The 10,899-nt window shown below is 75.2% G+C and carries 9 protein-coding genes and 1 pseudogene; 6 read left to right on the forward strand and 4 right to left on the reverse strand.

Annotated features, from left to right (window positions below):
* The first annotated feature begins 14 nt into the window (after window positions 1-14).
* On the forward strand, window positions 15-647 hold the full coding sequence (locus ACSMXW_RS30375; RefSeq protein ID WP_485801018.1) for an MBL fold metallo-hydrolase: 633 nt from the start codon (window positions 15-17) through the stop codon (window positions 645-647).
* A gap of 41 nt (window positions 648-688) precedes the next feature.
* Window positions 689-1,468, forward strand: a complete 780-nt coding sequence (locus ACSMXW_RS30380; RefSeq protein ID WP_485801020.1) for an exodeoxyribonuclease III — start codon at window positions 689-691, stop codon at window positions 1,466-1,468.
* 67 nt (window positions 1,469-1,535) lie between these two features.
* Here the strand turns inward: ACSMXW_RS30380 and ACSMXW_RS30385 are convergent, their stop codons facing one another.
* Window positions 1,536-3,323 carry an SGNH/GDSL hydrolase family protein gene (locus ACSMXW_RS30385; RefSeq protein ID WP_485808423.1) on the reverse strand — a complete coding sequence of 596 codons (1,788 nt, stop codon included), beginning with the start codon at window positions 3,321-3,323 and terminating at the stop codon, window positions 1,536-1,538.
* 523 nt (window positions 3,324-3,846) lie between these two features.
* On the opposite strand from ACSMXW_RS30385, the gene ACSMXW_RS30390 reads away from it, so the two are divergent.
* On the forward strand, window positions 3,847-4,287 hold the full coding sequence (locus ACSMXW_RS30390) for a DUF6278 family protein (RefSeq protein WP_485801022.1): 441 nt from the start codon (window positions 3,847-3,849) through the stop codon (window positions 4,285-4,287).
* Between the two features lie 193 nt (window positions 4,288-4,480).
* Here the strand turns inward: ACSMXW_RS30390 and ACSMXW_RS30395 are convergent.
* Window positions 4,481-4,683 (reverse strand): annotated as a pseudogene (locus ACSMXW_RS30395) (CocE/NonD family hydrolase C-terminal non-catalytic domain-containing protein); the annotation flags it as partial.
* A 121-nt stretch (window positions 4,684-4,804) separates the two neighbouring features.
* Entirely contained in the window at window positions 4,805-5,554 is a 750-nt protein-coding gene (locus tag ACSMXW_RS30400) for a hypothetical protein (RefSeq protein ID WP_485801024.1), read from the reverse strand.
* A 103-nt stretch (window positions 5,555-5,657) separates the two neighbouring features.
* Here ACSMXW_RS30400 and ggt point away from each other — a divergent pair, with 103 nt between their 5' ends.
* Complete coding sequence (gene ggt / locus ACSMXW_RS30405; protein WP_485801026.1) at window positions 5,658-7,481, forward strand: gamma-glutamyltransferase; 1,824 nt, start codon at window positions 5,658-5,660, stop codon at window positions 7,479-7,481.
* Between the two features lie 380 nt (window positions 7,482-7,861).
* Here ggt and map read toward each other — a convergent pair whose 3' ends face one another.
* The gene (gene map, locus ACSMXW_RS30410; protein ID WP_485801027.1) at window positions 7,862-8,629 is read right to left on the reverse strand and encodes a type I methionyl aminopeptidase; all 768 of its coding nucleotides are present in this window, start codon (window positions 8,627-8,629) and stop codon (window positions 7,862-7,864) included.
* A gap of 51 nt (window positions 8,630-8,680) precedes the next feature.
* Between map and ACSMXW_RS30415 the strand changes: the two genes are divergently transcribed.
* The gene (locus tag ACSMXW_RS30415) at window positions 8,681-8,956 is read left to right on the forward strand and encodes a helix-turn-helix domain-containing protein (RefSeq protein WP_485801029.1); all 276 of its coding nucleotides are present in this window, start codon (window positions 8,681-8,683) and stop codon (window positions 8,954-8,956) included.
* Between the two features lie 114 nt (window positions 8,957-9,070).
* A complete protein-coding gene (locus ACSMXW_RS30420) occupies window positions 9,071-10,690 on the forward strand; it encodes a hypothetical protein (protein WP_485801031.1) in 1,620 nt (539 codons plus the stop codon).
* Window positions 10,691-10,899 lie beyond the last annotated feature (209 nt).

The raw sequence follows: 10,899 nt of genomic DNA on the forward strand, positions 1-10,899 counted from the left end.
GCAGGATGGTGACCATGAAGCTCACGAAGAAGTCCCACGCCTGCGTCCGGCTGGAGAAGGACGGCAGGACCCTCGTCATCGACCCGGGCGGCTTCAGCGAGGAGGACGCCGCCGTCGGCGCGGACGCCGTGCTGATCACCCACGAGCACCCGGACCACTTCGACGAGGGACGGCTGCGCGCCGGGCTGGAGGCCAACCCGGCAGCCGAGCTCTGGACGCTGCGTTCGGTCGCCGACCAGGTCTCCGCCGCGTTCCCCGGCCGGGTGCACACCGTCGGGCACGGGGACACGTTCACGGCCGCGGGTTTCGACGTCCAGGTGCACGGCGAGCTGCACGCGGTGATCCACCCGGACATCCCGCGCATCACCAACGTCGGCTACCTCGTCGACGGCTCCCTGTTCCACCCCGGCGACGCGCTCACCGTCCCGGGCACCGGCGTCGACACCCTGCTGCTGCCCGTACAGGCCCCGTGGAGCAAGATCGCCGAGGTCATCGAGTACGTCCGCGAGGTCCGCCCGAGGGTCGCCTACGACGTGCACGACGGGCTGCTCACCGACATCGCCAGGCCCGCCTACGACCGCATGATCGGGTCCCTGGGCGGCGCCGACCACCGGCGGCTGGAGCCGGGCGGCAGTACCGACGTCTGACCCGGACCGGGGTGTCAGAGGGGCCGGGTAGGTTGGGCACCATGCGCATCGCCACCTGGAACGTGAATTCGATCACCGCCCGCCTCCCGAGGCTCCTCGCCTGGCTGGAGAGCAGCGGCACCGACGTGCTCTGCCTCCAGGAGGTCAAGACCACCGCCGAGCAGTTCCCCGTGGCCGAGCTGGCCGCGCTGGGCTACGAGGCCGCGATCCACGCCACCGGCAGGTGGAACGGTGTGGCGGTGCTCTCCCGCGCCGGCCTCGCCGACGTGGTCCGCGGCCTGCCCGGCGACCCGGGGTACGACGGCGTGGAGGAGCCCCGCGCGATCTCCGCGACCTGCGGCCCGGTCCGCGTCTGGTCGGTCTACGTGCCGAACGGCCGCGAGGTGGAGCACCCGCACTACGTGTACAAGCTCCAGTGGTTCGAGGCCCTGCGGGCCGCGGTCGCCGGCGATGCCACCGGCGGCCGCCCCTTCGCGGTGATGGGCGACTTCAACGTGGCCCCGACCGACGAGGACGTCTGGGACCCCGCCTTCTTCGAGGGCTCCACCCATGTCACCCCGGCGGAGCGCGCCGCGCTCACCACCCTCCGTGAGGCCGGCCTCACCGACGTCGTCCCCCGCCCCCTGAAGTACGACCACCCGTACACGTACTGGGACTACCGCCAGCTCTGCTTCCCCAAGAACCGCGGCATGCGCATCGACCTGGTGTACGGGAACGTCCCGTTCGCGAAGGCCGTCTCCGACGCCTACGTGGACCGCGAGGAGCGCAAGGGCAAGGGAGCCTCGGACCACGCCCCCGTCGTGGTCGACCTGGACGTCTAGGCCGATCCGGGCCGCGTCCGCCTGCCCGTCCGGCCCCCGCCCCCGCCCCCGGCGCGGCGCGGCCGCGTCAGGGTACGAGCAGCCGGAGGGCGACCGCGTCGGCCAGGGCCGCGTAGCCCGCGTCACCCGGGTGCAGGTGGTCGCCGCTGTCGTACGCCGGCAGCAGCCGCGCCGGGTGCGCCGGGTCCCGCAGCACCCGGTCGAAGTCGAGGACGGCGTCGAAGCCCCCGTCGCCCGCGCGGAGGGCGGTGTTGACCGCGGCGCGCTGGGCGTCGGCCGCGGCCGTGCACAGCGCCTCCCCCTCGCACGGCGCGATGGTGGCGGCCAGCGCCCGCAGCCCCTGGGCGTGCGCGCGGGCCGCGATCTCCCGTAGCCCGGCGAGCACCTGCTCCGCGGTGCCGCCCCACCGGACGTCGTTCACGCCCTGGAAGACCACGACGGTGCGGACCGACGGCTGCGCCAGCACATCGCGGTCCAGCCGGTGCAGTGCGCTCACCCCGCCCACGTCCGTGGAGACACCGTCGCCGGGATAGCGGTCGGTGACCACGCGGTTCGCGGAGATACCGGCGTTCAGCACGCCGAACCGCGGCACCGTCCGCTGGGCCCGGAGCCGGGCGGCGAGCAGGTCGGGCCAGCGGCGGTTGGCGTCCAGGAGCGACTTCTCGCCGTCGGTGATCGAGTCGCCGAGTATCACCAGCGACCCCGGGCCGCCGCTCACCTCCACCCCGGCGAGCAGCGGCCAGGTGGTCAGGGTCTGGGCGTACGCGCCGGGTCCGGCGTCCGCGGTGTGGTCGCCCGGCTCGCTGACGTACGAGCGCTGGACGGCGAGGCTGTGCAGCGGCAGCGCGGTCACGGCGTCCGGGAGGTGGAAGCTCACCAGGAGGTTGCCGCCCGCGGGTACCGCGAAGCGGAGCGGATCGGTGAACGCCTGCGCGCCCGCGGGCACCACCGTGCCCGGCGCTCCGCCGAACGTCACCGGCACCGGCGCCTCCCGGGGCGCGGCGCCCGCGGCCTGCGCGCCGACGGTGACGGCGCCGATGCGCACCGGCGAGGCCGCGAAGGTGTTGTCGAACCGCAGCCGCACCCGGGGACCGCCCACCGAGGTGTGCACCACCAGCCGCAGGGTCCGGTCAGCCCAGGGCCCGACGGCCGGCAGCCCGGAGGTGGCGGCCGACCAGCTACCCGTCCAGCCGGCCCCGGGCTCCCGCACGGAGAGCGCGAAGACATGCAGGTCGGGCCCGTGGTCCCGGGGCAGCACGACGGAGGCCACGGTGCGGCGGCGGTCGATCGGCACCAGCACCGCGTACAGCTTCGCCGGACCGGCCACCGGGCCCGCGGGGGTGTGCACCCGGGGGAGCGCCACCGCCTTGGTGGCGAGCGGCCCCGTGCGCCAGTCGGGCGCGGTGAGCACGAAGGAGCCGCGGGATCCGTCACGGTAGCGGACCTCGCCCGCGCCCCCCGCGTCCGCGCCGCCCGCAACCGCGCCGCCCGCCTCCGTGCCGCCCGCCTCCATGCCGCCCGAACCCGGGCCCGCGCCCCGTGCCGTGCCGTCCGCGCCCGCGTCCGTGCCGTCCGCGCCCGCCGTCATGCCGCCCGCGCTCGCGTTCCCATCCGCGTCCGTGCCGTCCGCACCAGCCTGCGTACCGTCTGCACCCGCACCCGCGTCCGAGCCGTCCGTGCCCGCCACCAGGAACGCCAGGGCGTCGCCCCGGCCGGCCAGCAGGACCCGCTGGCCGTCGGCGACGACGTTGTCCGGCCGGCCGGGCGCGCGGTGCGGCCAGGTGAGCCGGGCGCGGTCGAGGGTGAGGGGCCGGCCGGGCGTCCAGCCCGCGGCCGCCAGGTCCTCGGCGGGCAGCGAGCGTCCCGCCCCGTCGAAGTCGGCCGCGTCCGGGTGGGCGGCGTCGCTGACGGCGCGGTTGTCGAAGAGCCGGGCGAGCGGTACCGGCCGCCCCTCGTCGGCGTCGCGCGCGCCGCCGTCCCCGTCCGCACCGCCCCGGGCCGCGGCGGGGAACGCAGCGAGCTGCGGCAGCAGCAGGGCGCACACGAAGAACAAGGCGGACAGCACGGCCGGACCTGCGATGCGTCGGCGCACCACCGACTCCTCCCGCTCACACCGAGATGACAGGTGCGCCGCGCGGTACCGGCGGATGTCCGTGGCACCGGCGCCCGATACGGCCCGTCCCGAGCGTACGGCGCCGGGCCCGCGCCGGGAACCCGGAAGGAGCCGGCGAACTCCCCACCGTCCACCCGCGGCCGGCACACGGCCCACCCGGTGCCCGCACACGGCGTCCACACACCGGCCCGCTTCCCACGCGCCGTCACATCCCCTCGCGCGCGCCTGTGGTGCGGGCACCCGTACGGATGCCACGCTGGGTGGTATGAACATCCCTTTCTTGGACAAGTGGCGCAGAGGCCGGCCCACGAACGCAAGCGAAGGGCTCGCGGTCGCATTCGAGGACGATCCGGAGGGTGTGGCCGACCTGTTCTCCGAGTGCGAGCTGCTGCGCTCGCAGGCGGCCAGGGCGGGGCTGGAGCTCGACGACTCCGCCGCCTCCCTGGCCGCCCTCGACCAGCTCCTGCCGCGCTGGCGCGACGATCCCGAGCTGCTGCCCTGGCTCGGCAACGACGCCGGGCTCTACCTCGGCACCGTCATCGTCCGCAAGGTCCCCGGTGCCGCCTGGCACGTCTGGCCCGCGGGCCACCCCGTCGTCCGGCTGGCCTCGGGCCGGGAGATCCATGTGGTGGAGGCGGGACTCGACTGGGCGGTGAACGGCAGCCCGGAGCTGTACCGGGTGTACGCGGAGGCGTCGGAGGCCTGAGCCCCGCCGGGCCGGGGAGGGAAGCGGGTGCGACACCGGTAGTACCGGCAAAGCAGACAAAAGAGAACAAATACGGTTAATGATCGTCAGCGCGTGTCCGCCGGTAAGTGCCCTGGCGTGCCGGATAGTTTGCGAGGGCCGATACAGCGGAAAGGCGGGTGGGGCCGGGCATGGCCGGCGGGGCAGCCGGAGATCACTCTTCGCGCAGCCGGACCGACCCTTGTGACGGGCGGCCGGGGCGAGGAGAAGGTCAGCTGCGCACCGGACGGGTAGTGCTCGCTCGCAGGGCGGGGCGACCGTGTCGACTACAGGGACGAGACGGTGCCCGGCCGGTACGTCGTAGGCCGTGGAGAACAGCTCCAGGTCCACTCCGGACGGCGTGCCCGGCGTCTGCCCGCACACCGCGTACGGCACGGCTCCCGCCGGCCCGCCGGGGCCGGGCGGCACCCTCCCTGCCGGGCACACCGGACGAGGGCGCCGTCCCCCCGGCGCGCCGGGGCCGCGACATGACGGCGCGTCAGGGTGCCCGGTGCGACGTGCGCGGCGCCGGCAGCTCCGTCTGCGCCGTCCGGGTGACGTCCGCGACCAGCTCGACCACGTCGGGACCGTACGCCGAGGAGTTGACGACCTTCAGCAGCAGGACGAACGAGCCGGTGCCGTACTTGCGTGCCAGGCGCTCGTGGTTGCGGGCGAGGTAGCGGGTGGCCGCCTGGTTGGTGACGGCCCGCTGCCCGCAGAACAGGAAGACCGGCCGGGCCGCCCGCCCCTGGTCCGCGGTGAGCCGGGCCAGCAACGCGTACTCGGCCTTGCCCGAGTCCATCCGGTACCGCTCGCCGCCGATCTGGAAGGACCCGCGGTCGGGGCCCGGTTCCGGGTCGGTGTTGACCCGTATGCCGGGCAGCAGGGACAGCATGTGGGCGGCCGTCCGGCGGTTGGAGGCGGGTCCTCCGACGCAGAACTCGGTCCGCTCGCCGAAGCCCTGCCGCACCGCGTCATGGGCGACGACCTGGGGGTGTGCGCCGCAGTCCCTGATGAGCGCGGAGAGCTCCAGCAGCGCGAAGACGTCGTGCCGCACCACCGTCAGTTCGGGCCCGCCGGCCTCGCGACCCACCACCAGCAGCGACTCGGCGTTCGCGGGCAGCCCGAAGAAGGCCTGCCTGCGGCGGAGTTTCCGCTTCCACAGGTGGGTGCGGGCCAGCCAGCCGAGGGCGGCGCCGATGCCGGCGGCCACCACACCGAGGACGATGTTGCGCACGTCGTCGTTCATGGCCGCGCATGCTAGCGGTCCTGGGCACCGGTGTTCGAGGACTCCTGGCAGGACCACGGGCAGAGGGTTACGCTGCGCGCACTGCTGCCCAGTGGAGGTGTGTATGCGTCGCCCGGTCGCACGGAATCTTTCGATCCTGACCGCTCTTGCCGCCGCTTTCGCCGTCGGAGCCGCCGCGCCGCCACCGTCCTCCGCGCCCCCGTCGGCCCCCACGGCGTCCGCCACCCCCGCCAAACAGCCGGTCGCCGTCGGCTACGGCGGCGCGGTCTCCAGCGTGGACGCGGACGCCACCGCGGCCGGCATCGAGATCCTGCGCAAAGGCGGCAACGCCGTGGACGCCGCCGTCGCCACCGCCGCCGCCCTCGGCGTCACCGAGCCCTACTCCTCGGGCATTGGCGGAGGCGGCTACTTCGTCTACTACGACGCGCGCACCCACCGCGTGCAGACCATCGACGGCCGCGAGACCGCGCCCCGCACCGCCGACGAGGGGCTCTTCCTGGAGAACGGCAAGCCACTGCCGTTCGCCGACGCCGTCACCAGCGGCCTGAGCATCGGCACCCCCGGCACCGCGGCGACCTGGCAGACGGCGCTCGACCGCTGGGGCACCAGGCGCCTGGCCGACGTGCTGGAGCCCGGTGAGCGCCTGGCCAGGGACGGCTTCACCGTCGACCAGACCTTCCGCACCCAGACCGAGGGCAACGAGGACCGGTTCAAGGACTTCCCGGCCACCGCCAAGCTCTTCCTGCCCGGCGGCGAACTGCCCGCGGTCGGCAGCACCCTCAAGAACCCCGACCTCGCCCGCACCTACGAGGAACTGGGCCGCAAGGGCATCGGCCTGCTCTACCACGGCGACCTGGGCCGGGACATCGTCAACACGGTCAACAAGCCGCCGGTCGACCCGGCCGCCGACCGGGTGGTGCGCTCCGGTGACCTGTCGGCGCGCGACCTCGCGGACTACCGGGCCAAGGTGCAGGCCCCCACCGAGACGGGCTACCGCGGACTCGACGTCTACTCGATCGCGCCGTCGTCCTCCGGCGGCACCACCGTCGGCGAGGCGCTCAACATCCTTGAGGACACCGACCTGTCCAAGCTGTCCGAGACGCAGTACCTGCACCACTACATCGAGGCGAGCCGGATCGCCTTCGCGGACCGGGGGCGCTGGGTGGGCGACCCGGCCTTCGAGGACGTGCCCACCAAGGGGCTGCTCTCCCAGCGGTTCGCCGACTCGCGGGCCTGCCTCATCAAGGACGACGCGGTCCTCACCAGCCCGCTCGCGCCCGGCGACCCGCGCCACCCGGCCGACTGCGCCACCGGCGGCAAGGCCGTCCCGACCGGCTACGAGGGACAGAACACCACGCACCTGACGGTGGCCGACAAGTGGGGCAACGTCGTCGCCTACACGCTGACGATAGAGCAGACCGGCGGCAGCGCCATAGCGGTGCCCGGCCGGGGGTTCCTGCTCAACAACGAGCTGACCGACTTCGACTTCGTGCCGGTGAACCCGGCGGTGCACGACCCCAACCTGCCCGGGCCCGGCAAGCGCCCGCGCTCCTCGATCTCGCCGACCATCGTGCTCGACCGGCACCACCGGCCCGTGGTCGCCCTCGGCTCGCCGGGCGGCGCCACCATCGTCACCACCGTCCTGCAGACCCTCATCGGCTTCCTCGACCGAGGGCTGCCGCTGGTCGACGCGATCGCGGCGCCCAGGGCCAGTCAGCGCAACGCGGCCACCACCGAGCTGGAGCCCGGGCTGTGGGACAGCCCCGAGCGGGCGGCTCTGGAGGCGCTGGGGCACAAGTTCACCCAGAACCCGGAGATCGGGGCCGCCACCGGGGTGCAGCGGATGGGGGACGGGCGGTGGCTCGCCGCGGCCGAGCCCACTCGCCGCGGCGGCGGTGCCGCGGCGGTCGTCCATCCGGCGGGCTGACGGCGCCGCCCACCCCGGCGGGCTGGTCCCGCGCTCCTTCTCCGTCCCGGTGGGCTGATCCCGGGTGCCTCCGGACCACCTGACGGTGGGTGGCTGCTCGCGCCGTTCCCCGCGTCCCTTTTCGGGCCGGGGCTGCGGCCGGCGGCCGTCCCGGTGGGCTGGTCTCGGTCGTGGTCGGATCGTCTGCCTGTGGGTGGCTGGTCGCGCAGTTCCCCGCGTCCCTTTTCGGGCCGGGGCTGCGCCCGGCTGCCGTCCTGGTGGGGTGGTCTCGGTCGTGGTCGGATCACCTGACGGTGGGTGGTTGCTCGCGCCGTTCCCCGCGCCCCTGGGGTAGGCCGGGGCGCAGCCCGGCCCGAAGGGGCGCGGGGTGGCCGGACTCGTCAGAGGGCCGTCAGGATTCGGGGGCCCGAATCCATGATCGCCACGGTGTGTTCCACGTGGGCCGCGCGGGAGCCGTCGGCCGTGCGCAGGGTCCAGCCGTCCGGGTCGGCGTAGTAGCCGTCCCTGCCGCCCGCGATCAGCATGGGCTCGATCGCCAGCACCATCCCCTCCCGCAGCGGGAAGCCCCGGCCCGGCCGGCCCTCGTTCGGGACCTCGGGGTCCTCGTGCATCCGGCGGCCCACACCATGGCCGCCGAAGCCGCGCGGCACGCCGTAGCCGCCGGCGCGGCAGACCGTGCCGACGGCGTGTGCGATGTCGCCGATCCGGTTTCCCGCCACCGCCGCCGCGATGCCCGCTTCCAGCGCCCGCTCAGCCTTCTCGACCAGCCGCTCGTCCGCCGGCCGCGGGCGGCCCACGACCACGCTCACCGCCGAGTCGCCCACCCAGCCGTCCAGCTCCGCGCCGAAGTCCAGCGAGAGCAGATCGCCGTCGCGCAGCCGGTAGTCCGTCGGGATGCCGTGCACGATCGCGTCGTTGACGGATGTGCAGAGCACCGCCGGGTACGGGGTGGGCGCGAAGGCCGGGCGGTAGCCGAGGAAGGGGGACGTCGCGCCCGCGGCACGCAGCACGTCGTGCGCCAGAGCGTCCAGCTCAAGCAGGGAGACGCCCACCGCCGCCGCCTCACGTACCGCGGTCAGGGCCCGGGCGACGACCCGGCCGGCCTCGCGCATGGCGTCGATGGACGCGGTTGTCTTCAGTTCCACCATGCCAATTACTATACCGGTATTCAAATGGGGCCCTGCGGCTACACTGCGAACATGGTGCGAACCCCGTTGACCCCCGAGGAGCGTGAGCGCGGCGAGCGTCTCGGCCGGCTGCTGCGCGCGGCGCGCGGCGAGCGCAGCATGGTGGAGGTCGCCGCCCGCGCGGGCATCTCCGCGGAGACCCTCCGCAAGATCGAGACGGGCCGCGCCCCGACGCCCGCCTTCTTCACCGTCGCGTCCCTCGCCGCCGTGCTCGGCCTGTCCATGGACGACCTCGCGGCCCGCTGCGCCCCGGCGCCCGTGCCCGTACCGGTGCCCATGGCCGGATAGCGGTTTGTGGGAGTACCGGGTCCCGGCCGCACAACGTGCGTAGCGTGGGCGTAACACAAGGGGTGTTGACTACCCCGTGGTTGGGATCAGTCGACGGGGGCGGTTGTGACGGCTGTGGATCGACTCCCTGGCCAGGTCCGAGAGTTCGCCGGATACCTGGCCGGTCTGCTGGCGCGCCTCGACCAGCGCACCGGATGGTGCGGGGTCTTCTGGCAGCGCGACCCGGAGGGCATGCGTGCCTGCCTCGACGGGCAAGAGGTGCCGCCCTGGGACGTGGTGGAGGCCCTGCTCCAGGACCTCGCCGCGGGCCGTGGCCACGGCGAGGGGTTCGCCGCGCGGGACGCAGAGCGGGAGACGGCGCGGGAGACGGCGCGTGCGCGGGCGCTGCACGCCGCGTCGCTCGCCGCCCATGACGCCCTGCCCGGCGGTCGCGACCGACTCCGCGGCCGGCTCGACCTGATGCTCGGGGAGCAGCGCAACGCCGCCGCGCGCAGCGCCGACCTCACCGGCAGGCTCCGCGGCGCCCCGCCCGACCTCGCCGCCGCCCTCCGTCACGAACTGGCCTGGGCCCAGGACGACCACACCCGCGCCACCGCCCGCTGCGCGGAACTCCGCGCCCGCATCGCCGTCCTGGACCGCGCCCGCGCGGCGAGGGACGGGGCGGCGGGGGAGGGGGTCTCCGGTGCCTCCGGCCCCACCGCTGCGTGGGCTGCGGGTGGTGCGAGGGGTGCGGGCGGTGCACCCCGCCCGGGCGGCGCACCCCGTGCGGGTGGTGTTTCCGATGTGCCCGGTGCGGGCGGTGCTTCCGGTGCGACGGCTGTGTCCGGTGCCGGCGGTGCTTCCGGTCCGACCCTTGCGACCGGTGCCTCCCCGGACGCCGCCGCGCCCATGCCCGCGTCCGCGCCGGCCCACACGTCCGCGTCCGCACCGGCCCACACGTCCGCGTCCGCACCGGCCCACACGTCCGCGTCCGCACCGGCCCACACGCCCGCATCCGCCCACACGCCCGCTCCCGCGCCCCGTCGGCGACCGCGTGGTGCCCGGTTCGCGGGCAGCCCCGAGGGCGAGATGGACACCGGTGCCCCGGCCGAGGTGCCCGTGGCGGTGCCGCTCGCGGGCGGCGCGCCGCGTGGTGCGCGGTTCGCGGGCAGTCCGCGGGCGGCGCGCCAGGCCCCTGCCGTGCCGGGGGACCTCCCGGGCGGCGAAGAGGAGCGGCGGGAGGTCGCCGAGACCGTCGCCGCACTGCACCGGCTGCGCGCCGAGGGCCGCGGCGGCGAGGCCCACATGGTGCTCGTCGAGCTGGCGTCCTGGCCCGTACGGCGCTTTCCGCTGCTCGCCGCGGAGCTGACCCGGGCCGGGCTGGGCGCCGACTGGTCCACGCTGCTCTGGGAGGCCGCCGCGCTGCCCACCGGCCGTCTGGTCGCCCTCGCCGACACGCTCATCGTCCACGGCCGCGCCGCCGACGGGGCCAGCCTGCTGCGGCAGGGCGTGGCGCGCCCGCCCGCCGACATCGGCGACGCCGTGCTCGCCCTCGTGGACGAGGGCCGCGACCGCGAGGCGCGTGCGCTGCTCGACGCGTGTGTGCGGGTGCGTACGCCGGCGGACGCGGCGCACTGCGCCCAGGGTGCACCGGAACGGCTGGTCCCCCTGCTCATCCGGGCCGCAGAGGTGGTCTCGGACGCCTGCCACCGCGACCTGCTGCACGCCCTCCGCGTCTCCGGCCTCGCCCGCTGAGGCCCACCTTCCGGTGCGGCTGAGCCCCGGCCCACCAGGGGCGCGGGGAACCGTGCGAGCAACCCCCACCGGCCGGTGGTCCGCCGACGACAGCGACTCCCCCCTCCGTGGGCCGGTGGCGATCCGACGATCTCGTCCCGGCTGACCGCGCCACGTGGCGGAGCCGCACATCGAACACTGCCCGCGCCCCTTCAGGGCCGCTTCGCGCC

Source organism: Streptomyces sp. DSM 116793, assembly GCF_057320905.1.

What these genes read in the sequence shown, in the direction of transcription:
- ACSMXW_RS30380 (WP_485801020.1), top strand. Translation starts at nt 689, where the DNA reads ATGCGCATCGCCACCTGGAACGTGAATTCGATCACCGCCCGCCTCCCG.
- ACSMXW_RS30390 (WP_485801022.1), top strand. Translation starts at nt 3,847, where the DNA reads ATGAACATCCCTTTCTTGGACAAGTGGCGCAGAGGCCGGCCCACGAAC.
- ACSMXW_RS30400 (WP_485801024.1), bottom strand. Translation starts at nt 5,554, where the DNA reads ATGAACGACGACGTGCGCAACATCGTCCTCGGTGTGGTGGCCGCCGGC.
- map (WP_485801027.1), bottom strand. Translation starts at nt 8,629, where the DNA reads ATGGTGGAACTGAAGACAACCGCGTCCATCGACGCCATGCGCGAGGCC.
- ggt (WP_485801026.1), top strand. Translation starts at nt 5,658, where the DNA reads ATGCGTCGCCCGGTCGCACGGAATCTTTCGATCCTGACCGCTCTTGCC.
- ACSMXW_RS30415 (WP_485801029.1), top strand. Translation starts at nt 8,681, where the DNA reads ATGGTGCGAACCCCGTTGACCCCCGAGGAGCGTGAGCGCGGCGAGCGT.
- ACSMXW_RS30375 (WP_485801018.1), top strand. Translation starts at nt 15, where the DNA reads ATGAAGCTCACGAAGAAGTCCCACGCCTGCGTCCGGCTGGAGAAGGAC.